Below are 26,522 nucleotides of genomic sequence, written 5' to 3' on the forward strand. Positions count from 1 at the left end.
GACTCACGGAGAGGATGTGACAGTATGGTTCAGCAAGATACCGGAGATCTGTTTGGGCGGGTCATGCCGGCGCTTTCGAACAAAGCGGATGAATTCAGTTTCTACGGCTACGGTTCTGTGACGGAAGAAGATCTGTGGACGTATTGCCTGGTGAAACTGTGGCGCAAAAAAGATCTTCAAGCCATTCCGGTCCATGAGGCAGTGGGTGACATTCTGTCCATTTCTCCTTCACGCTACATGACCCATACGCAGGTGGAAGGGTTTAAAAAGGCAGCGGGAAACAGCGGCTTTGGAGGACTGGACGATGAAGAATTCCGTGAGCTCCTTGCTCCGAAAGGACGAAAACGAGACACCGGCACAGCGCAAAAGCCGAATTGACACGAAAGGCAACGTATTCCATAATGGAACTGTTGCTTTTTTTGTACGTCTATAATAGGTGTCCGTAGAACCTGAGGGCACTGTTTTTTGCTGCAAATTGAATAGGGGGAACACATATGAAAACTCGAGGGCGCATAGTCGCTTTTCTCTTGCTCCTGGTCCTGTTTGCCACAATGATTGGCGGTACGGGCAAGCAGATTGCCAAGGAAGTCAACCTCGGACTGGACCTGCAGGGCGGATTTGAAGTGCTTTACCAGGTGGAACCGCTCCGCGACGGCCAGAAGATCACCGAAGAGGTCGTGGCCGACACAGCGCGGGCGCTGACTGACCGGATCGACGTGCTGGGGGTTAGTGAGCCGAGTGTCCAGATCGAGTCCGGAAACCGGATCCGCGTGCAGCTGGCGGGAGTCGAGGACCAGGAATCGGCGCGGGAACTTTTGTCCACGCAGGCTAACCTGACGTTCAGGGACACCAATGACCGCCTTATGCTCGACGGGGATGACCTGGTCGAAGGCGGCGCCAAGTCGACCTTTAGCGACCAGGGACAGCCGATTGTCACGCTCAAGCTGAAAAGTGCGGAAAAGTTCGGTGAAGTCACTTCCGATATTGCCTCGATGGCACCAAACAACCAGCTTGTCATCTGGCTCGACTTTGAGGAGGGCGTGGACTCATACGCCGAGGAAGCGGCGAAACCGGATCCGAAGTTCATTTCGGCTCCGAACGTCTCCAAGCCGATCCTTTCTTCCGACGTAGAGATTTCCGGGTCGTTTACGGTGGATGAGACCAAACACCTGGCCGGAATCCTGAATGCAGGCGCGCTCCCGGTCAACCTGGAAGAAATCTACTCAACCTCTGTCGGCGCCCAGTTTGGTGAGCAGGCACTTGATCAGACCGTCATCGCCGCGGCGATCGGCATCGGGCTTGTCTTGCTCTTCATGCTCGTTTACTACCGTGTGGCAGGCTTTGTGGCATTGGTCACATTGTCCGTCTATGTGTATCTGGTACTGCTCGTCTTTAACCTGCTGAATGGCGTGCTGACGCTTCCGGGAATTGCGGCGCTCGTGCTCGGCGTCGGGATGGCGGTCGATGCCAACATCCTCACATATGAGCGGATTCGCGAGGAACTCAGGATTGGGGCCACGGTTAAGGATGCCTTCAAGGCAGGGGCGAAATCGTCCTTCACGGCCATTCTTGATGCGAACATCACCACGCTTATCGCGGCGGGTGTCCTGTTCGTATTCGGGACAAGTTCCGTAAAAGGATTCGCGACGATGCTTATCCTTTCGATCCTGCTCAGCTTCGTTACGGCGGTATGGGGATCGCGGCTGCTGCTCGGGTTGCTTGTCCACAGCGGAACGCTTGATGGAAAACCCGGTGCCTTCGGCCTTTCGAGAAAGTATATCCATGCCAAAGAGGATGAGATGGAGGTCCTCGACCTCACCACGAGATTTGACCGATTCGACTTTGCGGGGAACAGGAAAAAGTTCTTTGCAGCCTCGATCCTCTTCCTCGTGGCCGGTGCGATCGTACTCGGAGTCTTCCGGCTCAATCTCGGCATCGACTTCTCGAGCGGTACCCGTGTGGAAGTGCTGTCCAATGAACCGCTTACCCAGGAAGAGGTTGCCTCAACGCTCAAAGAGGCCGGTCATCCGACTGAAGATATCCTGATTTCCGGAGAAAACAAGGAAATGGCTGTTTTCCGCTACAAGGATGACTTGAATCAAAGTGAAATCAACCAGCTCAAAGCGGATCTCGGAGAAATTTATGGTCATGAGCCGAATGTCAGCACCGTTTCACCTACCGTCGGACGGGAGCTTGCCGAAAATGCGGTTAAGGCGCTGGCCATTGCCATGATCGGTATCATTATCTATGTCGCCTTCCGGTTCGAATGGCGAATGGGTGTCGCATCCATTGTCTCGCTCCTGCATGATGCGTTCTTCATGATCGCGCTCTTTAGCCTGCTGAGGCTGGAGGTCGACATCACCTTCATCGCCGCGATCCTGACGATTGTCGGTTATTCCATCAACGACACGATTGTCACCTTTGACCGGATTCGCGAGAACCTCCACAAGATGAAGAAGATCGAGACGGAGGAAGACCTTAAGAACGTGGTCAACAAATCTCTCCGGCAAACGCTCGGACGCTCGGTCAACACGGTGCTCACTGTTGTTCTGGTTGTCCTCGCACTGATCTTCTTCGGGGCGGAATCGATCCGCAACTTCTCGCTTGCGCTGTTGTTCGGCCTGGTTGCAGGGACCTATTCGTCCATCTTCATCGCCGCTCAGCTCTGGCTGCAGCTCAAAAAGCGGGAAATCAACAAAAAAGGGACGCTCGACGTCCAGAAAAAAGAAAAGAACTGGGGCTCCGACGAACCGGTCGTCTGATCAGGTTTCCGCTCAGGAACGGACAGGGTATACATCTGTATGCCCTGTCTTTTTTGTGGAAAGGAGGAGCTCAATGAGATTCCAGTGGACATTGCTTCTGGGACTGATCCTTGCCCTGATCGTCGCCTGGTTCGCGATTGTCAACGTGGAGCCGGTGCCTGTGAATTATGTATTCGGAACGGCGGAATGGCCGCTCATCATCGTCATCCTGGCATCGGCTCTGCTCGGCGCTGCGGTGAGCGGGTTCGTGTCAATGTTCCGCTCCATTCTGCAGCAGCGGAAAATCAAGCGGCTCGAGCGCGAGGTGAACGAGAAGGAAGTCCAGATTGCAGATCAGCAAAATGAAATTGCCGCCATGCAGCATGCCGCATCGGCATTTGCCGCGGAACCCGAATCAGAACCGCGCAGCAACAATCTCGGCGGCGACAGCCACAGCTCCTGACAACCAGTCAGGGGTTTTTTTGATGTAGAAGAGGAGCCCGGGCGTCCGGCTCGCCAACTAAGCCGGGATTTTCCATGTGTCCCTCTGTTATTTGGGGATGGGTAGACTCGTGCGTTCTCATGTATAATAGTCTCCAAGGAAGTGATGGAATGATAGAATCGATGAAGCGCTGGCGGTCCCAGGAAAGTGAGGCCGGGGCGGCGGAAAAGCTCCGCCAGGCTCTCGGGCTTTCGCCGATTGCGGCAAAGGTACTGGCGTCACGGGGATTCACGGACCCGGAAGAAGCGTCCGCCTTTATTCAAATCGGGCTGGAAAGCTGGCACGACCCGTTTCTTATGAAAGACATGGACAAGGCGGTTGACCTGATCCATAAGCATATCCGTACAGGAAGGCGCATCGCTGTCTACGGAGACTATGATGCCGACGGTGTTACGAGCACGACCGTCCTTATGAAGGCGCTGCTTTCGCTGGGTGCGGATGCCTTCTATGTGATCCCGAACCGGTTTGAGCACGGATACGGTCCAAATACTGACCTTTTCCGTCAAATATACGAACGCGGTGCCTCGCTGATCGTGACGGTTGACAACGGAATATCCGGCAACGAGCAGGTGGCAGCGGCAAAGGAAATGGGCATGGATGTGATTATCACAGATCACCACGAGCCGGGCGAAGTCCTGCCGGAAGCGGATGCAATCATCCACCCCCGCCACCCGGAAGGAAACTACCCGTTCGGTGAGCTGGCGGGTGTCGGAGTGGCCCTCAAGGTCGCCCATGCACTGACCGGTGACTTTCCGGCAGATTCGCTGATTTTTGGTGCAATCGGCACAGTTGCCGACCTTGTCCCCCTTCATGAAGAAAACCGGCTCATCGTCAAAATGGGAATCGGGAAATTAAGACAAACATCCAATCCGGCCGTACGGGCACTCTGCAGCGTATCGGATGTGCGCCAGCATGAAATCAATGAAGAAACGATCGGTTTTGCTTTCGGTCCTAGAATCAATGCCCTCGGCAGGCTGGGTGATGCAGGACCTGCCGTCCGCATGTTCCTGACCGGTGATGCAGCGGAAGCATCGATGCTTGCCGCTCAGCTAAATGACAGGAACAAGGAAAGGCAGAAGATGGTCGCCTCCATCGCCGATGAAGCGATCGCACAGATCGAAGATACATATGGCGATGCGGTCCCTCATGTGCTGACGGTGGCGGGAGAGGGCTGGAATCCGGGCGTCGTCGGCATTGTTGCATCGAGGATAACCGAGAAATATTACCGCCCGTCAATTGTACTCGCACTCGACCCCGAAAAGGGAATTGCAAAAGGGTCCGCACGGAGTATCGAGGGCTTCCATATGTACCGTGAGCTCAAGAAAAATGCGGATCTCGTCCCGCATTTCGGGGGCCACCCGATGGCCGCCGGGCTGACAATGCCGATCGAACATGTTACGCAACTAAGGGAAAACCTCATCAGTCAGGGGGAGGAAGTGCTGACAGAGGAGGATCTGATTCCGACTCTGGACGTCGATGTGCAGCTGACTCTGGATGAGGTCGATATCGCTTCGATCGAATCACTGAGCGAGCTTGGACCATATGGTGTCGGCTTCGCCAAGCCTGTCTATTGCCTGACAGACCTGAACGTGGAATCGAGCCGGAAAATCGGTTCGATGAAAAACCACCTGAAGCTCAGCGTCTCTGACGGGACGATCTCGCTCGATGTTGTCGGGTTCGGACTCGGGCATCTTGAAGACGAGCTGACACCGGATGCGCGTGTGAGCGTTGCAGGCGATCTGCAGATCAACGAGTGGAACGGCAGGAAAAAGCCTCAGCTCATGCTGACGGACCTGAAGTCCGACGGTTGGCAGCTGTTTGACGTGCGCGGAGAGCGCCTGCTGTCCAGGTGGCTTCCTTCTATTCCGGAAGAAGCGTTATTTGTTGCCTTCAGAAAAGAGAGCGTACAGAAATTCCGCGCAGACACCGGGAAGGACATCATTCAGCCGAAGGACCTGGACCCGGCCCGTTCGTCCACGCTTGTCCTGCTGGATCTGCCTGACTCACTCGAGGAACTTGAAGGGTTGCTCAGCTCATGCATGCCGTCGAGGATCTATGCGCATTTCCACGTGCCGGAATCCCGCTACTTCATGGGGATTCCCGACCGAAAGCAGTTCGGCTGGTACTATACGTTCCTGAAGCAGAAGGGCACCTTCCACGTCTTGCATGAAGGGGAACGATTGGCCAAACATAAAGGATGGAGCCGGGAAACGGTTATTTTTATGACAAAGGTGTTTTTTGAGCTCGGGTTTGTTACAATGGAGAACGGACTTGCTGCAGTCGTGGGCAACCCGCCAAAGCGGGATCTGTCCGAATCCGAAACGTTTTCGGGGCTGGAGCGGATGATCAATATCGAGCAAACTTTACTTTATTCGCCTTATCAGGAATTACGGCGGGTCATCGGCAGCATACTGGATGCGCCTGAGACTGCCCGGGAGGAGCAACAACTATGGATTTAAAGCAATACGTGACGATTGTCGACAACTATCCGAAAGAAGGCATCAGCTTCAAGGATATTACGACTATCATGGACAATGGTCCTGTTTATAAATACGCGACCGACCAGATCGTCGAGTACGCGAAAAAAGTGGGGGCGGAAATCATTGTCGGCCCGGAAGCACGCGGTTTCATCATCGGGTGCCCAGTCGCCTATGCACTCGGAATCGGCTTCGCCCCGGTACGGAAGGAAGGCAAGCTTCCGCGCGAAACGATCAAGGTCGAATACGGCCTCGAGTATGGCAAGGACGTCCTGACCATCCATCACGATGCGATCAAGCCGGGGCAGAAAGTTCTCATCATCGATGACCTTCTGGCAACCGGCGGAACGGTCGAAGCGACGGTCAAGCTGGTTGAGGAACTCGGCGGCGAAGTGGCCGGCTGCGCTTTCCTCATTGAGCTTTCTTACCTGGACGGACGGGACCGCCTCAAAGGCTACGACGTCCATGCACTAATCAATTACGAAGACTGATTTCGGCCCCCGGCGGAAGCCGGGGGTCTGATTCGAGAGCGCGTTTTTGCAAAAACGCGTTTTTTTGATAAAATAGTCTTACTTTATATCAGAAAAGTAATCGGAAGGCGGTGGACGGAATGGCGAAAAATACAGTGATGACGGTAGAGGATGTTTTCGCATCCGTCTCCTCCTATATGAATGAAGAGCATGTCCAGTTTGTCAGAGAGGCCTACGAAGTGGCGGAACAGGCACATGAGGGGCAGACCCGCAGCTCGGGTGAGGCGTATATTACGCATCCCGTACAGGTTGCGGGCATCCTTGCCGACCTCCAGATGGATCCGGAAACTGTGGCAGCAGGCTTCCTGCATGATGTCGTGGAAGACACGGCAGTAACGAGAGAGGAGCTGGTCTCCCGTTTCGGGGAAGAAGTGGCCAGGCTGGTCGACGGCGTCACCAAGCTGGACAAGCTGAAGTACAAGTCAAAAGAAGAAAAGCAGGCGGAAAACCACAGGAAGATGTTTCTCGCGATGGCGCAGGACATCCGGGTCATCCTCATCAAGTTGGCCGACCGCCTTCACAATATGCGCACCCTTAAATTTACAAGCCCTGAAAAGCAGCGGCGTGTATCGGCCGAGACACTTGAGATCTTTGCGCCGCTTGCCCACCGCCTAGGAATTTCGACCATTAAATGGGAACTGGAAGACACTGCGCTGCGTTACCTGAATCCGCAGCAGTACTATCGCATCGTCAATCTGATGAAGAGAAAGCGTACCGAGCGGGAAAATTATCTCAAGAAAGTCATGGACCAGATTCGTGGCGAACTGGAACAGGTAAACATTAAAACGGAACTTTCCGGCCGTCCAAAGCATATCTACAGCATCTACCGCAAAATGGTCCTGCAGAACAAGCAATTCAATGAAATCTATGACCTGCTCGCCATCCGGGTTCAGGTCTCGAGCATCAAAGACTGCTACGCCGTTCTGGGGATTATCCATACGCTCTGGAAACCGATGCCCGGGCGGTTCAAGGACTACATTGCCATGCCAAAGCAAAACCTGTACCAGTCCATTCATACGACCGTCGTCGGCCCGAATGGCGAGCCGCTCGAAGTGCAGATCCGGACAGATGAGATGCACCGGATTGCCGAGTACGGGGTTGCGGCCCACTGGGCATACAAAGAAGGCAAGAACCTGCAGGAAAATCAGGACAGCCTGGATTCCAAGCTGACTTGGTTCCGGGAGATTCTTGACTTCCAGAACGAGTCGTCTAACGCGGAAGAATTTATGGAATCACTAAAGTATGACCTGTTCTCGGACATGGTCTACGTCTTCACGCCGAATGGCGATGTCCTGGAACTCCGGTCGGGGTCTGTCCCGATCGACTTTGCCTACAGGGTCCACTCGGAAGTCGGAAACAAGATGATCGGCGCCAAAGTCAACGGCAAAATCGTCCCGCTCGACACAGAACTCAACACGGGGGATATCGTGGAGATCCTCACGTCCAAGCAGTCGTTCGGACCAAGCCGGGACTGGCTCAAAATCGCGAACACCTCCCAGGCCAAAAACAAGATCAAGCAGTTCTTCAAAAAACAACTGCGTGATGAAAACATCATCAAGGGCCGAGAGATGATCGAGCAAGAACTCAAAGAACGCGGGCTGGCGAAAAAAGATGTACTTACCGAAGAGAACATCAAGCGGGTTTGCGACAAGTTCAACTTTGCGAATGAAGAAGACATGCATGCCGCCATCGGTTTTAATGGCATCACCGTCCAGCAGGTGGTCAACCGGCTGACGGAAAAGCTCCGTAAAGAAAAAGAAGCCGAATTGCAGCTTGAAAAAATCACCAAGGAAATGGCGGCTCCACAACAAAAGAAAGAAACTGAATCCGGCGTCATCGTTCCGGGTATCGATAACCTGCTCATCCGCCTGTCCCGTTGCTGCAGCCCGGTTCCGGGTGATGAAATTGTCGGGTATATCACGAAAGGCCGCGGTGTCTCGGTTCACCGGGAGGATTGCCCGAACGTCGTGCCCGACGATTCGGAAAGCCGTCTGATCGACGTGGAATGGGCGGGCAGTCCAGCAGGAAAATATAAAGAGTATCAGGTGGATATCGAAATCTCAGGTTTCGACCGTCCCGGCCTGCTGAATGAAGTGATGCACATCGTCAATGAACTCAAGACGGTGATCACGGCGGTCAGCGCGAAAAGTGATAAAAACAAAATCGCGACCATCCATATGACGCTCCTGATCACGAACATCACCCACCTGCACCGGATCGTTGAGCGCATCAAGCAAATCCGCGACATTTATTATGTCCAGCGGGTCACGAACTGAGGAAGGGGGAGAGTTTTAAATGAAAGTGGTCATTCAGAGGAGCGGGGAAGCGTCCGTGACCGTCGGCGGTAAGGTGACCGGTGCCATCGACAGCGGCTATGTGCTTCTGGTCGGCATCACACACTCCGACACGGAAGAGGATGTCCGTTATGTGGCCAATAAAGTCGCCAACCTCCGCCTGTTTGAAGATGACGAGGGAAAGATGAACCTGTCGATCCTGGAAGCGGGCGGCGCCATTTTATCTGTATCGCAGTTCACGCTGTATGCGGATACGACAAGGGGACGCCGTCCCGGATTCTCAGAAGCGGCAAGGCCCGAACAGGCCCAGCCGATTTATGAGCGATTCAATGAAGAGCTCCGCGGCCTCGGGCTCCGTGTGGAAACCGGTGTCTTCGGCGCCATGATGGACGTCAGCCTCACCAACGACGGCCCTGTCACGGTGATTCTTGAATCGAAGAAATGACTAAAAGAGCTAAAAAGGCTTTACAAGTGACTGCAGACAAAGGTGAGCATATCGCCCCTTCGCCTGCAGTTTTAATTTTAGATGAATCCTTGGGATTTCCGCGTCAGGCCCCCCGTTTTCCGAAGTATTGCTTCAGTCGGCACCAGTCCATAGGCTGACGTCTTCGCGCATCGCACAGTGGAAGGTCTTCCTTGTTTATCTGTGGTACTTGGCTATGGTTTCTATACTGCTGCGATACATTTTCCGAATCGTTCATAGTGATTTATCGGTGTTGATTGGAGCAGAAGGTGTTTGACTCCTGCGATAAAAGCGGGCCAGGCGGTACACCGCAGGACCCCGCGAGGCTCGATGAGGCTTGCGGACCGCACGCGGAAAGCAAGCACCCGGAGCGGAAATCGGTCAATAATACGTAAAAGCTGCAGATCATGGAGCAATTTTGCTCTCTTGATCTGCAGCTCGGCAGAACCCGGCTCAGTTCTGCTTTTTATTGTCCCAATTGGGAATCGAAGTATTTGATAATTCCTTTGTAGATGCCATCTGTTGCCTGTTCCCGGTACTCAGGGTTTGTCACGCGGCGTTCTTCGGACAGGTTGCTGAGAAAGCCGAGTTCGACGAGGATGGACGGCTGCCGATTGTCGCGCAGCACGAGGTAGTTCCCTTTCTGGACACCCCTGTCCTTCAGGTTCACAGATTTGCCTAGATAGATGTTGACGTACTCAGCAAGAGGTTCCTCGATTGATTTCTGGTAATAGGTGGTGAATCCCCGGACCGAGTGGTCGGTCGTCGCGTCGTAATGAAGGCTGATGAACGCGTCGGCCCCCGCCTGATTGCTGAGCGAAACCCGCTTTCTCAAGCCGACATACTCATCGGTTTCCCGTGTCAGGATCACTTCCGCACCGGCTGCCCTTAGCTTGGAAGCCAGGAGTTCTGCCGTGGGGAGGGTGAGGTCTTTTTCATTTGTTCCCCTCATGCCGGTTGTCCCGCCGTCATTGCCGCCGTGGCCCGGGTCAATTACGAGGGTGACCCCATTCAGCGTTCCCTCTTTGCGCCCGGCTTTTTTCTTTTGGTCTTTCAGCTCCGCCGCTTCGCCTCCGACTGACACGACCCAGCTTGCCACATAGGCTTCCGAGCCGTCATTCAGCGAAATCCGATACCAGTCGCCTTCACGTACACCGCTAAAGGTTTCTCCGGCAGCCGCCCGTTTTACCACATCAGATGAAGTGGAATCACTGCTTCGCAGGTTCGTTCCGTCATAAAGAATGGTGACCGAATCGGCTTGGTTGCCGGACTCCGATCCGGTTTTTCCAGAAGGGGTGCCGGCAGCAGCGGCCCCGGAAGAGCGGACGCCATGGAAGGCGTACACCCAGCCCTCTTTGCCGCTGATGGAGAGTTTGACCCAATTTCCGGAAGTTTCGGTGATCGGGTAACTTTCACCCTGTCTGACCACTGTGACTTTACCGGCGGTCAAATCCGGTTTTTCGCGGACGTTCAGCGCGGATACGGCAACTGTGAACGTTCCGCTTTCCGCTTTCGCCTTTTCCGTTTCAGGCTTGGCCGAAGAGGCGGTTATGTATTGACTGGATACCCAGCCGCGCGTTCCGTTCACAGTCACTTCCGTCCATCCGCCAGAAGAGCCGTGGGAAGTGGCCTGGTCGCCGCGGTTCATCTTCAGAAGAACCGCGGATGACGTGGTCGGCTGTGCGCGTACATTCAGCCTGTCCACCTGCGAAATGACGGTGTCGGATCCCGGTGCCGGGGCAGCTGACGTTTTGGTCAGGTAAGCGGCGATATACCCTTTGGAAGAACCGGCATCCACATACAGCCAATCGCCTTCGGATCCGAGAACCTTGACGGTGTCACCGCGTTTCAGGGAACCGGTCACACTGTGTGCGAGCCCCGGTCCAGAACGGATATTGACCGAATCGGTATCGACTGTCACTGTGCCTGCCGCCCGGACAGTGCCGGATGTGCCATGGAAGCCGAGCAACAGTCCGCAGACCAGCAAAATGGATAATGCGATTTTCCGTTTGTTTCTCATTCATCCCCCTCCTCAAGGATAAGTTTACGGTGAAGTCACGGAGAATTCTATACCTTTTTCGAAAACGGTTGACAGTTGATTCTTAAGTCATTAAGATAATGGTTAATTGATACTGGAATGGACGCCACTGACCGGAAAATTAGCGGCCCATTGTCCTGAAAAGAGAGGGTGGGACCCGGGCTGAAATCCCGCCTGCAGGACAAGGGCCGTGAACAACATCCGAGAGGCTCTTCTTCGAAAAGGGAGGATCTCCCCGCGTAGGAGAAGACGGAACCGGCCGTTACCCGGACCGAGTGGGTGCAGCTTTGCTGTGCCAATCAGGGTGGAACCGCGGTGGCTAAAAGTGAGCCTTCGTCCCTTGCAGAAATGCAGGGGACGGGGGCTCTTTTTCATTTCTTGGAAAGGATGGATATCAATGATGTTCAAAGTGCCTAGAGGAACGAAAGATCTGCTTCCGGAAGAAACGGGAAGCTGGCAGGCGGTCGAGTCGCTGATCCGGGAAACATGCCGTCTTTACCGTTATGAAGAAATCAGGACACCGGTTTTCGAGCAGACCGAACTGTTCACAAGAAGTGTCGGGGACACGACCGATATTGTCCAGAAGGAGATGTACACATTCGAGGACCGGGGCGGGCGTTCGCTGACGCTCCGGCCGGAAGGCACTGCGCCGGTCGTCCGGGCATTTGTCGAAAACAAGATGTTCGGCTCACCTGATCAGCCAGTGAAGCTCTATTACATGGGACCGATGTTCCGCTATGAACGCCAACAGGCAGGACGTTACCGCCAGTTTGTGCAGTTTGGTGTCGAGGCGATCGGAAGCGATTCGCCGGCAATCGATGCGGAAGTCATTTCCCTCGCGATGGATGTGTATCAGCGTGCGGGGCTCAAGGAATTGCGTCTTGTAATCAATTCGCTCGGCGACAAGGAAAGCCGGAACGCACACCGCGAAGCACTGATCCGCCACTTTGAACCGTCGATCGGCGAGTTCTGCAGTGACTGCCAGAACAGGCTCGAGAAAAATCCGCTCCGGATCCTGGACTGCAAAGTGGACCGGGAACATCCGCTGATGAACAACGCACCGGCGCTTACCGACTTCCTGAACAAAGAGTCCGCAGCCTACTTCGGAGAGGTGAAAACGGCGCTGGACGCACTCGGAATCGACTATGTTGTCGATCCGAACCTTGTCAGGGGGCTGGATTACTATAACCACACCGCTTTCGAAATCATGAGCACTTCGGACGGATTCGGAGCCATCACGACGCTCTGCGGAGGCGGGCGCTATAACGGGCTGTCGGAAGACATCGGCGGTCCGGAAGCGCCCGGCATCGGGTTTGCCATGAGCATCGAGCGTTTCCTGATGGCGCTGGAGGCCGAAGGCAAGATGCCGGAAACCGAAAGCAAGCTGGATGCGTTCATCGTCGCTCTGGACGATGAGTCCCGGAAAGAAGCGGTCAAGATTCTCGGCAACCTTCGGCGGGAAGGCATCGCGGCAGATATGGATTACCTTGGCCGGAAGATGAAGGCCCAGATGAAGGCGGCAGACCGCATGAAAGCGAGACATGTTATCGTCATCGGCGAAGATGAGCTTAAAAACGGAGCCGCCGGCGTGAAAAACATGGCGGACGGCACACAGGAGACGGTGGAATTCTTCCGTCTTTCGGAAGCCCTGAAAAGCAGATCTTGAGTGAGGAAGGAAGAGCTGACATGAAAAGAACCAACTATTGCGGTGAAGTCACCGAGACACAGATCGGACAGAAAGTCGTCCTGAAGGGGTGGGTGCAGCGGCGCCGTGACCTTGGAGGCCTGATTTTCGTTGATCTTCGTGACCGGACGGGAATCGTGCAGGTCGTCTTTAATCCGGACTTTTCCGGTGAGGCCATGAAGACAGGTGACCGGCTGCGCAATGAATTTGTCGTCGAGGTGCGCGGCACTGTAATCGGCCGCGAGGAAAACCAGGTTAACCCGAACCTCAAAACAGGCAGGATTGAAGTCCAGGCGGAAGAGATCGACATCATCAACGAAGCGAAAAATCCGCCATTCGTCATTGAAGATGCAAACCAAGTAGGCGAGGAAATCCGACTGAAATACCGCTACCTTGACCTGCGCCGCCCGGAAATGTACCGGACGTTCAAAATGCGCTCGGACATCATGAAAACCGTGCGGAACTATCTGGACGACAATGGATTCATGGAAGTCGAGACGCCATACCTCACAAAATCGACCCCGGAAGGTGCCCGGGACTACCTTGTTCCGAGCCGTGTCCATGACGGCGAGTTTTATGCGCTTCCGCAATCTCCGCAGCTTTTCAAGCAGTTACTCATGGTCTCCGGTTTCGATAAGTATTACCAGATTGTCCGATGCTTCCGGGACGAGGACCTGAGGGCGGACCGGCAGCCTGAGTTTACCCAGATCGACATGGAGATGAGCTTTGTCGAAATGGAAGACGTCATCGAACTGAACGAAACCCTTATGCAAAAAGTGATGAAGGACGTCAAAGGTGTTGAGGTGTCCGTGCCATTCCAGCGCATGACCTATGACGAAGCGATGGCGCGTTACGGTTCCGATAAGCCGGATGTCCGATTCGGACTTGAACTTCAGGATGTTTCCGAAATTGTTGCAGACTCCTCCTTCAAGGTGTTCGCGGGCGCGGTTTCATCCGGAGGGCAGGTCAAGGCGATCAACGTTAAAGGCGCCGCGGGCGATTATTCCCGCAAAGACATCGATGCGCTCGGGGAATTTGCGGGCCGGTACGGTGCCAAGGGGCTTGCCTGGATGAAAGTCGAAGAAGACGGGCTGAAGGGCCCGATCGCCAAGTTTTTCGAAGGCGAGACGGCGGAACAGCTGAAGGCTTCTCTCGAAGCGGAGCCCGGTGACCTTCTGCTATTCGTTGCCGACAAAAAGCAAGTGGTCGCTGACGCGCTGGGCGCTCTCCGTCTGAAACTCGGCAAGGATCGCGGCCTGATTGATGAATCCCGCTATGCCTTCCTGTGGGTGACCGACTGGCCGCTGTTTGAGTATGACGAAGAAGACGGCCGCTATTATGCAGCCCACCATCCGTTCACGATGCCGGTCCGTGAAGACATTGAGAAGCTCGGCACGGAGCCACAGAAAGTCCGGGCGATGGCCTATGACATGGTGTTGAACGGTTTTGAGCTCGGCGGAGGTTCTCTCCGGATCTATGAACGCGATATCCAGGAAAAAATGTTTAAGGCACTCGGATTTACCGAAGAAGAGGCAAAGGCCCAGTTCGGATTTTTGCTGGATGCCTTTGACTATGGAACGCCTCCGCACGGCGGAATCGCTTTCGGTCTTGACCGCCTTGCGATGCTTCTTGCGGGCGCATCAAGCCTGCGCGACGTCATCGCATTCCCGAAAACGGCAAGTGCAAGCGACCTCATGGTTGAAGCGCCGTCCGGTGTGTCTGACGCTCAACTCAAGGAACTGGGTATAAAGCTACAGAATTAAAATAAGGCGGAAGCCATAAACGTTCAGCATTGATTCCAAGATTCAGATATGTTACTATGATTCCAATACAGATCCTGATGTGTTCGTTATTTGTCTATCAGTTTTGACCGAACATTCAAATCGTAGGGAGTCCGAATACCGGCATTGCTGGCATGCCCCTCAGAGGGAAGTCAAACGTGCCGGTGAGGACACCCACCTGCCTTGTGCGGGTTCAAAACGATTAACCAAAGACGGCACAATCGGGATCTGTCCCGTTTTGACTGACCGCCTCCCGCCTGAGCGGGAGGCTTTTATTTTGATTTGCGAAAGGAAGGAACCCCCATGCTGCACCAGTTTTCCAGAAATGAACTATCAGTAGGCAAAGAGGGGCTGGACCGATACAGGCAGACGACCGTCGCCGTTCTCGGTGTCGGCGGCGTCGGCTCATTCGCGGCAGAAGCGTGCGCACGGACAGGAATAGGCCGGATCATCCTGATCGACAAGGATGAAGTCGACATCACGAACGTCAACCGCCAGCTTGTCGCTTATCTGTCTACGGTCGGGCGGAAAAAAGCCGAAGTGATGAAAGAGCGGATTGCGGACATCAATCCTGATTGTGAAGTGATCACACTCAACATGTTTTACACGGAAGAAACGGCGGACCAACTGTTTGATCTGAGTCCTGACTATGTGATTGATGCATCCGACACGATCGCCTATAAGATCCATCTGATCAAAGAGTGCGTGAAGCGCGGCGTGAAAGTCATCTCCTGCATGGGGGTCGCCCGCAAAACCGATCCGACACGTTTGCAGATTGTGGACATCTCGAAAACTCACACGGATCCGCTTGCCAAAGTGATCCGGACGACGCTCCGAAAGGACGGCATCCGAAAAGGCGTCCCGGTTGTTTTCTCGGACGAAAGCCCGATCATTTCCAAGGAAGAAGTCAATGAGGTGGTGGGGAAGCCGGATGCGAAAATCCGCAAGGCGAAAATGCCTCCTGCATCGAACGCATTTGTTCCGTCGACCGCCGGATTGTTCTGTGCTTCCTGGGTACTGAATGACATCGTCAAGGACATCAAGATCAAACGTGTAAAAGGCGAATAAATAACATCCGTTCCCCCTGGGGAGCGGATTTTTTCTCTGTTCGAGTTGGAATTAGATAATAATTTTATGTTTACAAAGTTAAACTAGGAGCCCGAAGTTGCAACATGGAATACGGAGTTGAAACATGGAGCGGAAAGTTGCAACATGGAATGCGGAGTTGAAACAAGGAGCGGAAAGTTGCAACATGGAATGCGAAGTTGAAACAAGGAGCGGAAAGTTGCAACATGGAATATGGAGTTGAAACAAGGAGCGGCAAGTTGCAACATGGAATACGGAGTTAAAACAAGGAGCCCGAAGTTGAAACAAGGAACGCCGATACCGGCTCCGGCTGCCACCAATCAAAAGGGGTTGTCCAGAAAGTAAGTATGAATTTAAAAAAAACAAACAGCACGGACTCTGGTCGCTTACCGCGGGCCGGCGCCGAGCCCCGCGTCAAGCGGGTCACGACAGCCCGGCTTTTCCCGCAGGACATAAAAGCCTCCTCGAATAAGCCTCGCACGAAGGAAATGCGAAGCATTTTCGAGGAGTCTCCCGGCGTCCATGCCGTTTGCTATATGGCGGGCTGAATCCAAATTTTTTGGACAGCCCCTTCATGGTTTTTTCATGAACTGCTTCAGCTTTTTATAGATGCCGGCCATCTTTTTCTCCCTGCCGGCGATGACGGGTTCATAGAACCGTTCATCAGCCACCTTGTCTGGAAGGTACTGCTGGCTGGTCCAACCGCCGAACTCGCCGAGGGGGGTGTCGTGCGGGTACTTGTATCCTACATGTCCGAGCGCCGCGGCACCGGCGTAGTGGGCGTCTTTGAGGTGCTGGGGAATTTCGCCGGTGTCTCCGGCATGGATTCTGGACGCCGCAGCATCAAAAGCGCGATAGGCCGAGTTTGATTTTTCGGAGAGGCACATCTCGATGACCGCCACACTCAGGGGGATTCGGGCTTCCGGCATGCCGAGGTGCTCAGCGGACTGTGTCGCCGCCAGAACATGCGCGCCGACTTCCGGATTGGCCAGGCCGATGTCCTCATAGGCCATGACGAGGAGACGCCGGCATACCGCGGTCAGGTCGCCCGATTCCAGAAGATGAGCAAGGTAAAAGACGGCGGCATCCGCGTCGCTTCCGCGTACGGATTTTTGGAGGGCCGACAAGAGATTATAGAAGTGGGAACCGTTTTTGTCCCCGAACACACCAGTGCGCCCGATGAGGCTCTTGATCACCGCATCTTCCACAATGGTCGTGCCGTCTTCCTCATCAGAAGCGAGCACAGCCGATTCAAGAAGTGTCAGTGCCTTCCTGGCATCGCCGCCAGCGCCCTCCGCTAAACGGACGACCTGGTCGTCAGTGATCCGGATGTCCATCCGGCCGAGGCCCCGGTCTGTGTCGGAGAGCGCTCTCCGGATCAGTTCCACGATGTCCTCGGTCTCCAGCCCTTTTAACTGAAGGATTTCTCCGCATCTTGAACGGATGGCGGGATTCACATCGTGAAACGGGTTTTCGGTCGTGGCCCCGATCAGGACGATCGAGCCGTTTTCGACATGCGGGAGCAGCGCGTCCTGCTGTAATTTATTGAACCGGTGGATCTCGTCCAAAAAGAGAATGACCTTGCCGGTTACCCGTGCCTCGTCTACGACCCGCTCCACGTCTTTTTTACCGGACACGGTGGCATTCAGCGCAATGAACGGCAGGCCGCTCGTGCCCGCTATCGCATGCGCGAGCGACGTCTTGCCGACACCTGGGCGGCCATAGAGGAGCATGGGCGGCACGTGCCCGTTTTTGATCATCCGGTAAAGTGCCGTCCCTTTCCCGATGATGTGCCGCTGGCCGGCAATCTCGTCGATTGTTTCCGGCCTCATCCTGAAGGCGAGCGGTTCGTTCTGCATGAGATCAGCCCTTTCTTTCATCCATCCTTCCATTATACAGTTCCTTTCGGGACTCTTCATGCGCGAGAGCGGTAATCATTATGCTATAATGGCGGATAGAAAAGCGCAGGGTAGAGGTGTACTGATGAAAATATCAACCAGGGGCCGTTACGGGCTGGCAATCATGATCGAGCTCGGACGGCAATACGGCAGCGGGCCGGTTCCGCTCCGCAAAATTGCAGAAATCAATGACCTTTCCGAGGCTTACCTCGAACAGCTCGTTCCGCCGCTCCGCAATTCGGGGCTTGTCAAAAGTGTACGGGGCGCGCACGGCGGATACAAACTGGCCAAGCCGCCGCATCAGATTTCGGCCGGAGATGTGATCCGGGTCCTGGAAGGGCCGATCCAGCCGGTCGAGGGGATTGAAGACGAGCCGCAGCCCCAGCGGCTGCTGTGGGGGCGCATCCGCGACGCTGTAAAAGAAGTGCTTGATACAGTCACGATTGAAGACCTGATCAATATGAAATCTGACAGCAAAGACGAAGGCTACATGTTCTATATCTGACAGCCTGATATCAACAGCCGGACCGAAATAATCAGTGAAACGACCGGCACCACTGCTGGGAAAGGATTTTGGAGATGAACGGAATTTATCTGGACCATGCGGCCACGACACCGGTGCATCCGGAAGTGGCCCGGGTCTACGCAGAACTTCTCACAAGCACATACGGTAATGCTTCAAGCATCCATGGCACGGGGCGCAGTGCAAGAAAGCTGCTTGATGACAGCCGGGCAACCGCAGCCGGCCTGATCGGCGCCCGTCCGGAAGAAATCATCTTCACGGGCGGCGGCACGGAAAGCGACAATCTCGCCATTTTCGGAACGGCTGAAGCAAGGTCGGATGAAGGCCGCCATATCATTACGACGGCCATCGAGCACCATGCAATTCTCAACGCCTGCAAACGGCTGGAAAAGCGCGGCTTTGAGGTGACCTGGCTTCCGGTCGACCGGGAAGGGCGCGTGTCCCCTGAAGATGTCCGGAATACGCTTCGGGATGACACGATCCTTGTTACGATCATGGCGGCAAACAACGAGGTAGGCACGATCCAGCCGATCAGGGAGATCGGACAAATCCTGAAGGGGCACCCGGCGACATTCCATACCGATGCGGTTCAGGCTTTTGGAGAGATTCCGGTCAATGTCGGGGAACTCGGTGTCGACCTGCTCAGCGCGTCCGCACATAAAATCAACGGTCCGAAGGGGATCGGTTTCCTTTATCAGAAAAACGGCACGAAGCTGGTGCCGCCGACTTCCGGCGGCCAACAGGAGCGCAAACGCCGCGCGGGGACGGAAAACGTGCCGGGCATCGCGGCATTTGCCAAAGCGGCAGAAATCGCCCATGAATCTCTTGAGGAACGGCGGGAACGGCATGAGTCATTCAAGAAGACCCTGACAGGCACACTCGAAAAATCCAAAATCGATTTTAACGTAAATGCCGGACAGGCAAGCACATTGCCGCACATTCTGAATATCAGCTTTCCGGGCACGGATATCGAATCGCTGCTCGTTAATCTGGACCTGGCGGGCATTCATGTATCGAGCGGCTCCGCCTGCACGGCGGGTTCGATCGATCCATCCCATGTGCTCGTCGCAATGTATGGGGAAGGGGCGGAGGAGCTGCGCAATTCCGTCCGCTTCAGTTTCGGATACGGCTTATCGGACGAAGACATCCGGGCCGCCGCGGAAAAAACGGCAGCTGTGGTCCGGAGACTCGCTGGACAATAGAAAGGTGAAAAAACATGGCAATTCATAAAAAACCAGAAGACACCCGCGTCGTCGTCGGCATGTCCGGCGGCGTCGACTCCTCTGTAACCGCGCTGCTTTTGAAAGAGCAGGGCTACGATGTCATCGGCATCTTCATGAAAAACTGGGATGACACCGATGAAAACGGCGTATGCACGGCGACGGAGGACTATGAGGATGTGATCAGGGTCGCCAACCAGATCGGCATCCCGTATTACGCGGTCAACTTCGAAAAACAATATTGGGACAAAGTATTTACGTACTTCCTGGATGAATACAAAGCCGGGCGTACGCCGAATCCCGACGTGATGTGCAACAAGGAAATCAAGTTTCGGGCTTTCCTCGACCATGCGATGAGCCTAGGCGCCGATTACCTGGCAACGGGTCACTATGCGCGGGTAGAGCACCGGGAGAATGAATCCGTTATGCTGCGCGGCGTCGACGAAAACAAGGACCAGACGTATTTCCTCAACCAGCTGTCTCAGGATCAGCTGTCGAAGGTCATGTTCCCGCTCGGACATCTCGATAAGTCCGAAGTCCGCAAGATCGCCCTTGAGGCAGGGCTTGCGACTGCGACAAAAAAAGACTCGACGGGAATCTGCTTTATCGGTGAGCGCAACTTTAAGGAATTCCTGTCCGGCTACCTCCCGGCACAGCCTGGCGCGATGGAGACGATGGACGGCAAGCGCATGGGAACCCACGACGGGCTCATGTATTATACAATCGGCCAGCGCCATGGTCTCGGCATCGGAGGAGCGGGCGATCCCTGGTTTGTAATTGGGAAGGACCTGAAGCGAAATGTGCTCCTCGTCGGCCAGAACTTCCACAACGACGCATTGTACTCCGACAGCCTGAAGGCGGTCCAAATCGGTTTCACTTCTGATGTCCCGAAGCCGGAAACATTCCGCTGCACGGCGAAATTCCGTTACCGGCAGCCGGACACAGGCGTTGAAGTAGAGTTGCACGGCGACGGAACCGCCACGGTGACATTTGACGAACCGGTCCGTGCGATCACACCGGGCCAGGCGGTCGTATTTTATGACGGCGACGTCTGTCTCGGAGGCGGAACGATCGACGAAGTGTACAAAAACGGCAACCGGCTTGACTATGTCGGTTGAGGAGTGATGGGAATGGATCATAATACCGAAGGGATCAAAGCGATCCGAAACGAAGACTATGAAGAAGCCGTGAAAGCATTCACGGAAGCGATCGACGCCAATCCGGACGATCCGATCGGCTATATCAATTTCGGGAACCTGCTCGCATCGATCGGACGGGAAGAGGAAGCGCTGAAAGCGGAGAAATTCTTCCAGAAAGCGCTGGCCCTTGACCCGGATTCCATGACGGCAATCTACGGGCTGGCCGGCCTCTATTATAACCTTGAGCGTTACGAGGAAGCGGCAAGGCTTTACGAAAAAGCGATCCGTGGCGGCATTGAGGGAGCGGACGCTCCTTACATGCTGGCAAAGTCACTCGAACGTACCGGCAAGCTGAAACTGGCTCTTCCGTACATGCAGCGCGCGCGGGAACTGGCGCCCGATGATTTGCAGATCCGGCTGTCCTACGGCATCCTTCTGGCTTCCTTGGAAATGTTTGTTGAAGCGATGGAAGAGCTGAAGTACGTTACGGAACATGATCCGGACAATGCAGACGCCCACTATAACCTCGGTGTGCTGTATGCAGTGTCTACGCAACAGCGCGGGCATGCGCTCAGCCACCTGGAAAAAGCATTCACGATCAGCCCGGACCATCTCCAGGCGCGTGAAGTCTATACCATGATCAGTCAGTCGGAACAGTAAGGCAAAGGAGGTAAGCGGAATGGCCGGGCAAATGGACCTATTTAAAGAAGATGAAAAATATCTATCCGGCCGGCCGGTTTCCACGGTCTTCCACAATCCGCAGAACCTGTTTTCAATCCTCCGTGTCAAAGTCACTGCGACCGACTCCGGATATGACGGCAAGGAGATTGTCGTGACCGGATATTTCCCTCCCCTTGAAGGGGAGGATACATATAAGTTCCAGGGAAGCCTTGTGGAGCATCCGAAATATGGAACCCAGTTCAAGGCTTCCGTGTTCACGAAAGACCTTCCAGACACCGAGACGGGACTTGTCCATTACCTGTCGTCTGACCTGTTTCCCGGAATCGGCCAGAAAACTGCCCAGGCGGTCGTCAAGGAACTTGGAAAAGATACGATCAGTCTCATCCTGAATGACCCGTCCGCCCTCGACAGGGTGCCGAGGCTGTCAGACGAGCGGAAAGAGACGATCGTTTCCGTCCTGCAGGAGAACATGGGGCTGGAAAGGATCATGATCGCGCTGAATGAATGGGGTTTCGGCCCTCAGCTCGCAATGCGGATTTACCAGACATACCGGGAGGAGACTGTCAGCGTACTGCAGACGAATCCGTACCGGCTGATCGGGGAGATCGAGGGAGTCGGCTTCCAGCGGGCGGATGAACTCGGGGCACGGCTCGGAATCACAGGAGATCACAGGGACCGGGTGAAGGCGGCAGTGCTTCACCTCCTGAACATGGCGGCACTGTCGGAAGGCCATGTGTTTACGCAAGCGGAGGCGCTCCTGCCGGAAGCCAAGAGGATGCTTGAAGCGAGCCAGCCCCACAAGATCAGTTTCGAAGCGATCACGCAGGCGATTATCGAACTCGGTGAAGAAAGCAAGATTGTCGTCGAGCAGCAGCGCTGCTACCTGCCGTCGCTGTACTTTTCCGAGATCGGCATCGCCTCGAAAGTGGTTTCGTTGCTTGAGGACGAGTCGCACAAGGATGCTTTTCCACAGTCTGAAATCCGGAAGGCACTCGGCGGCATTGAGGAACGTCTCGGGGTCACCTACGCCAAAACCCAGGTGGAAGCGATCGAGCTTGCGCTCAATTCGTCGTTCATGATCCTGACGGGCGGGCCGGGGACTGGCAAGACGACCGTCATCAGGGGACTGGTCGAACTGTATGCCGAGCTTCACGGGCTGTCGCTTGAACCGAAGGACTATGCGAAAAAGGAAGAATCCTTCCCGATCGTGCTCGCCGCACCGACAGGACGCGCGGCAAAGCGGATGAGCGAGTCGACCGAGCTGCCTGCGATGACCATCCACCGGCTTCTAGGCTTTAATGGAATGGAGCGGGAAGAAGAAACCGAGCGGGAACTGGACGGCCGGCTTTTCATCATCGATGAAGTGTCGATGGTCGATACGTGGCTCGCGCATCAGCTGATGAAGGCGATTCCGGACGGGGCCCAGGTCATCTTCGTCGGAGACCAGGATCAGCTCCCGCCTGTTGGCCCGGGGCAGGTTCTGAAAGACCTGCTTGCCTCCAAACAGGTGCCTGCGGTAGAGCTGACCGATATTTACCGCCAGAGCAGCGGTTCATCGATCATCGAGCTCGCCCATAAGGTGAAAAAGGGCGGTGTCACAGACGATATCGGGAAAAAGACATCCGACCGGTCCTTTATCAAAGCCGGCACGCCGCAGATTCCGGAAGCGGTCGAGAAAGTGCTGAAAAGCGCCATGACGAAAGGACAGTCGATCCAGGATGTCCAGGTGCTGGCTCCGATGTACAAGGGCCCTGCCGGCATCGACAACCTCAACAAACTGATTCAGGAAATCGTTAATCCGGCAAAAGAAGGCCGGAAAGAAACCGTGTTCGGCGACATCACCTACCGGATCGGTGACAAAGTCCTGCAACTTGTCAATCAGCCGGAAAGCAATGTGTTCAACGGTGACATCGGCGAAGTGGTCGCCATCATGAAGCCGAACGAGACCGTCGACAAAAAAGAGATGATCGTGGTCTCCTTCGACGGCCTTGAAGTGAACTACGAGCGGAAAGATCTCAGCCAGCTGACACTGGCCTACTGCATCTCGATCCATAAATCCCAGGGCAGTGAATTCGGAACGGTCATCATGCCCGTCGTCCGGACTTACCGCCGGATGCTCCGCAGGAATCTGTTATACACCGGACTGACGCGCGCGAAAAACTTCCTGATCCTCATCGGCGAGCCGGATGTCTTCAGGGAAGGCATCGCCCGGGCAGACGACCTCAGCAGGAGGACGTCGCTCTTGGAGAGGGTGACAAGCGGAGAGACGCCTTCTGCCGAAACGGCCGTACAGGCAGCGGAGAAGGAAGCTTCCGGCACCGTAACCGAGCCGGAAGCTGTCCCTGCAACATCAACTTCGGAAATCGGCTCAGGGCAAGAGCGGTCACCGTCCGCTCCGCCGTCCCTCAACCTGTCCAATCATCAGGCCATCGATCCGATGGTCGGCATGAATGGCGTGTCGCCGTTTGATTTTATGGACGGCCGTTGACAAGGTGCCTCCCTTTTCACTATAATGCGGGATATAAGACAATTCGATGACGGAGAAAGTACGCACTGCGCCGGCACAGGAAGGATTCCCCCGACTGAAAGGGATCTCGTAGGCAAGGATGCGGAAAGCTACTCCAGAGTGCAGCTCATCCCTGCCGTCCGCCGCGTTAAGGCATTTGAGAGACAGCGGCGGATGCTGCTGTAATCAGGGTGGTACCGCGAACAGATCCTTCGTCCCTATTGTATAGGGGATGGAGGATTTTTTTTATTGCCGCACCGCCCAACCAATAAGGAGGAGAACCTAATGAAAGCATTGACATCTGCAGAAATCAGAGAGATGTACCTGAAGTTCTTCGAAGAAAAGGGCCACTCGGTCGAGCCGAGCGCCTCGCTCGTCCCTGTCGATGATGCCTCGCTTCTATGGATCAACAGCGGCGTCGCGACACTTAAGAAATACTTTGACGGACGCGTAGTGCCGGACAACCCTCGCATCGTGAACGCCCAGAAAGCGATCCGGACAAATGATATTGAAAACGTGGGGAAGACCGCACGCCATCACACGTTTTTCGAGATGCTCGGCAACTTTTCGATCGGTGATTACTTTAAGCGCGAATCCATCCACTGGGCATGGGAGTTCCTGACCCATCCGGACTGGATCGGCCTCGATCCCGTAAAGCTGTCGGTGACGGTCCATCCGGAAGATGAGGAGGCGCTTGAGATCTGGCGCGATGAAGTCGGTGTGCCTGAAGAGCGGATCATCCGTCTCGAAGGGAACTACTGGGACATTGGGGAAGGTCCTTCGGGTCCGAACTCTGAGATTTTCTATGACCGGGGGCCGTCATACGGTGACGACTTCTCTGATCCTGAGCTTTATCCGGGCGGAGAAAACGAGCGCTATCTGGAAATCTGGAACCTCGTCTTTTCCCAGTTTAACCATAACCCTGACCACACCTACACCCCGCTGCCGAACAAGAACATTGATACCGGCATGGGGCTGGAGCGGATGGTTTCCGTCGTACAGGATGTACCGACAAACTTCGACACCGATCTGTTTATCCCGATCATCCGTGAAATCGAGAAAATTTCCGGGGCATCTTATGGTGAACAACCGGAAAAAGATACCGCATTCAAAGTGATTGCAGACCACATCCGCACCGTGGCATTTGCGGTCGGAGACGGGGCTTTCCCGTCCAATGAGGGCCGCGGTTACGTGCTCCGTCGCCTTCTGCGCCGTGCGGTGCGCTACGCGAAACAGATCGGAATCGACGAGCCGTTCATGTACCGCCTCGTGCCGGTTGTCGGAAGCATCATGGAGAGCTATTACCCGGAGGTCACCGAAAAAGCCGAATTCATCCAGCGGGTCATCAAGAATGAAGAAGACCGGTTCCATGAAACGCTCAATGAAGGCCTGTCAATTTTGTCCGGCATCATCCAGCGGGTGAAGGAAGAAGGCGGCAACGAGATTTCAGGCGTAGATGCATTCAGGCTGTATGACACATTCGGGTTCCCGGAAGAGCTGACTGCCGAATACGCGGAAGAACAGGGCCTCGGCATCGACGAGGAAGGGTTCCGCCGCGAGATGGAGGCCCAGCGGGAGCGTGCCCGTGCGGCGCGCCAGGATGTCGGTTCGATGCAGGTCCAGTCAGGGGCGCTCGGCGGATTCCACGGGGAAAGTGAATTCATCGGCTATGACCACATGGTGGCAGGAGCGGAAATCATTGCGATTGTCAGCGGCGGAGAACTTGTGGAAACCGCATCAGAAGGTGAGGATGTGCAAGTGATCCTTGACCGCACACCGTTTTATGCAGAGAGCGGAGGCCAGATCGCCGACCGCGGATCGATGACCGGCGAAGCTTTCCGTGCGTCCGTTCAGGATGTGCGCAAAGCACCGAACGGCCAAAACCTTCACTCGGTTAAAGTTGAAGCCGGCACGATGACAAAAGGCGATACGCTCAAAGCGGAAGTCGATGCAGCGCAACGGCGCCTGACCGTGAAAAATCATACAGCGACACACTTGCTGCATCAGGCCCTCAAAGACATTCTCGGCGGGCACGTGAATCAGGCAGGCTCCTACGTTGGACCTGACCGCCTCCGCTTCGACTTCAGCCATTTCGGAGCGATGACGGATGAGGAACTTGAAACAGTGGAACAAATCGTCAACGAACGGATCTGGGACGGCATCGGTGTCGGCACTGCCTACCATCCGATCGAGGAAGCGAAAAAAATGGGCGCCATGGCCCTGTTCGGGGAAAAATACGGCGATGTCGTTCGTGTCGTTTCAATCGGAGACTACTCGCTTGAGCTGTGCGGCGGCTGCCACGTCCGTGATACGTCGGAGATCGGTCTCTTCAAGATTATGTCCGAAGGCGGCATCGGGGCGGGCACAAGGCGGATCGAGGCGCTGACGGGCAAGGAGGCCTTCCTCTATATGAAGGGGGAGGAAGAAATCCTGGCACAGGCCGCTTCGATGCTGAAGGCAAATCCGAAAGACCTTCTCAAGAAACTGTCCGCCCTGCAGTCCGAGCAGAAAGAATTGAAGCGTGAGCTTGAGTCGCTTTCTGCACAAAAAGCCCAGGGCCAGCTTGGTACGATCCTGGAATCTGCCCGTGAGGTCGGAGGCGTGTCGGTTGTGGCGGCACGTGTGGAAGGCGCGGACGGCAACCAGCTCCGCACCATGATGGACGAGCTCAAGCAAAAGCTGGGCAACGGGGTCATCGTGCTCGGATCCGCCGACGGCGGCAAAGTGACACTTGCTGCCGGCGTAACCAAAAACATTGCCGGCAAGGAGTATCATGCAGGGAATATCGTCCGCCACGTTGCGGAAATATGTGGAGGCAAGGGCGGCGGCCGTCCGGATATGGCAATGGCCGGCGGCAAAGACCCGTCCAAACTTGATGAAGCGCTCCAATCCGTGTATGATTTAGTCAAATCCGTATAATCGCGGATCTGTACGTTTATAATGGGATGCGAGGTTCTAA

At 55.0% G+C, this 26,522-nt stretch carries 18 protein-coding genes, 1 other RNA gene and 1 other annotated feature; of the genes, 17 read left to right on the forward strand and 2 right to left on the reverse strand.

Annotated features, from left to right (window positions below; genetic code table 11):
* The first annotated feature begins 24 nt into the window (after positions 1-24).
* The 7 genes from KHA84_RS07270 (at position 25) to dtd (ending at position 8,989) form a co-directional block, all read left to right on the forward strand.
* A complete protein-coding gene (locus tag KHA84_RS07270) occupies positions 25-378 on the forward strand; it encodes a post-transcriptional regulator (RefSeq protein WP_213422871.1) in 354 nt (117 codons plus the stop codon).
* Between the two features lie 116 nt (positions 379-494).
* Positions 495-2,762 carry a protein translocase subunit SecDF gene (gene secDF / locus KHA84_RS07275; RefSeq protein ID WP_213422872.1) on the forward strand — a complete coding sequence of 756 codons (2,268 nt, stop codon included), beginning with the start codon at positions 495-497 and terminating at the stop codon, positions 2,760-2,762.
* Positions 2,763-2,835: 73 nt separating this feature from the next.
* Entirely contained in the window at positions 2,836-3,204 is a 369-nt protein-coding gene (locus KHA84_RS07280; protein ID WP_213422873.1) for a LapA family protein, read from the forward strand.
* Between the two features lie 149 nt (positions 3,205-3,353).
* Positions 3,354-5,702, forward strand: coding sequence for a single-stranded-DNA-specific exonuclease RecJ (recJ, locus tag KHA84_RS07285; protein ID WP_213422874.1), 2,349 nt, complete (start codon positions 3,354-3,356; stop codon positions 5,700-5,702).
* A complete protein-coding gene (locus KHA84_RS07290) occupies positions 5,693-6,211 on the forward strand; it encodes an adenine phosphoribosyltransferase (protein ID WP_213422875.1) in 519 nt (172 codons plus the stop codon). Before recJ ends, KHA84_RS07290 begins: the two co-directional genes overlap by 10 nt.
* A gap of 119 nt (positions 6,212-6,330) precedes the next feature.
* The gene (locus KHA84_RS07295; RefSeq protein ID WP_213422876.1) at positions 6,331-8,526 is read left to right on the forward strand and encodes a RelA/SpoT family protein; all 2,196 of its coding nucleotides are present in this window, start codon (positions 6,331-6,333) and stop codon (positions 8,524-8,526) included.
* Between the two features lie 19 nt (positions 8,527-8,545).
* Positions 8,546-8,989 (forward strand): D-aminoacyl-tRNA deacylase, encoded by a 444-nt coding sequence (dtd, locus tag KHA84_RS07300; protein WP_213422877.1) that lies wholly within the window; start codon positions 8,546-8,548, stop codon positions 8,987-8,989.
* 484 nt (positions 8,990-9,473) lie between these two features.
* Here the strand turns inward: dtd and KHA84_RS07305 are convergent, their stop codons facing one another.
* Positions 9,474-11,027: an N-acetylmuramoyl-L-alanine amidase family protein gene (locus KHA84_RS07305; RefSeq protein WP_213422878.1), complete on the reverse strand. Its 1,554-nt coding sequence runs from the start codon at positions 11,025-11,027 to the stop codon at positions 9,474-9,476.
* A 118-nt stretch (positions 11,028-11,145) separates the two neighbouring features.
* Positions 11,146-11,389: a binding site (T-box leader), on the forward strand.
* Between the two features lie 53 nt (positions 11,390-11,442).
* Here KHA84_RS07305 and hisS point away from each other — a divergent pair.
* The 4 genes from hisS (at position 11,443) to KHA84_RS07325 (ending at position 15,578) form a co-directional block, all read left to right on the forward strand.
* The gene (gene hisS, locus KHA84_RS07310) at positions 11,443-12,711 is read left to right on the forward strand and encodes a histidine--tRNA ligase (protein WP_213422879.1); all 1,269 of its coding nucleotides are present in this window, start codon (positions 11,443-11,445) and stop codon (positions 12,709-12,711) included.
* Positions 12,712-12,731: 20 nt separating this feature from the next.
* Complete coding sequence (gene aspS, locus KHA84_RS07315) at positions 12,732-14,492, forward strand: aspartate--tRNA ligase (protein ID WP_213422880.1); 1,761 nt, start codon at positions 12,732-12,734, stop codon at positions 14,490-14,492.
* 68 nt (positions 14,493-14,560) lie between these two features.
* Positions 14,561-14,742: non-coding RNA, 6S RNA (gene ssrS, locus KHA84_RS07320), on the forward strand.
* A 71-nt stretch (positions 14,743-14,813) separates the two neighbouring features.
* The gene (locus tag KHA84_RS07325; protein WP_213422881.1) at positions 14,814-15,578 is read left to right on the forward strand and encodes a tRNA threonylcarbamoyladenosine dehydratase; all 765 of its coding nucleotides are present in this window, start codon (positions 14,814-14,816) and stop codon (positions 15,576-15,578) included.
* A 590-nt stretch (positions 15,579-16,168) separates the two neighbouring features.
* On the opposite strand, the gene KHA84_RS07330 is transcribed toward KHA84_RS07325, so the two are convergent.
* Entirely contained in the window at positions 16,169-17,455 is a 1,287-nt protein-coding gene (locus KHA84_RS07330; protein ID WP_213423116.1) for a replication-associated recombination protein A, read from the reverse strand.
* 124 nt (positions 17,456-17,579) lie between these two features.
* Between KHA84_RS07330 and cymR the strand changes: the two genes are divergently transcribed.
* From cymR to alaS, 6 genes are all read left to right on the forward strand, one after another.
* On the forward strand, positions 17,580-17,999 hold the full coding sequence (cymR, locus tag KHA84_RS07335) for a cysteine metabolism transcriptional regulator CymR (RefSeq protein ID WP_213422882.1): 420 nt from the start codon (positions 17,580-17,582) through the stop codon (positions 17,997-17,999).
* A gap of 74 nt (positions 18,000-18,073) precedes the next feature.
* The gene (locus KHA84_RS07340; RefSeq protein WP_213422883.1) at positions 18,074-19,219 is read left to right on the forward strand and encodes a cysteine desulfurase family protein; all 1,146 of its coding nucleotides are present in this window, start codon (positions 18,074-18,076) and stop codon (positions 19,217-19,219) included.
* A 20-nt stretch (positions 19,220-19,239) separates the two neighbouring features.
* Complete coding sequence (gene mnmA, locus KHA84_RS07345) at positions 19,240-20,355, forward strand: tRNA 2-thiouridine(34) synthase MnmA (protein ID WP_213423117.1); 1,116 nt, start codon at positions 19,240-19,242, stop codon at positions 20,353-20,355.
* A 12-nt stretch (positions 20,356-20,367) separates the two neighbouring features.
* Complete coding sequence (locus KHA84_RS07350; RefSeq protein ID WP_213422884.1) at positions 20,368-21,036, forward strand: tetratricopeptide repeat protein; 669 nt, start codon at positions 20,368-20,370, stop codon at positions 21,034-21,036.
* A 19-nt stretch (positions 21,037-21,055) separates the two neighbouring features.
* Positions 21,056-23,545 carry an SF1B family DNA helicase RecD2 gene (gene recD2 / locus KHA84_RS07355; RefSeq protein WP_213422885.1) on the forward strand — a complete coding sequence of 830 codons (2,490 nt, stop codon included), beginning with the start codon at positions 21,056-21,058 and terminating at the stop codon, positions 23,543-23,545.
* A gap of 303 nt (positions 23,546-23,848) precedes the next feature.
* On the forward strand, positions 23,849-26,482 hold the full coding sequence (alaS, locus tag KHA84_RS07360; RefSeq protein WP_213422886.1) for an alanine--tRNA ligase: 2,634 nt from the start codon (positions 23,849-23,851) through the stop codon (positions 26,480-26,482).
* Positions 26,483-26,522: the final 40 nt, after the last annotated feature.

The organism is Bhargavaea massiliensis, assembly GCF_018390575.1.
Classification (GTDB): domain Bacteria; phylum Bacillota; class Bacilli; order Bacillales_A; family Planococcaceae; genus Bhargavaea; species Bhargavaea massiliensis.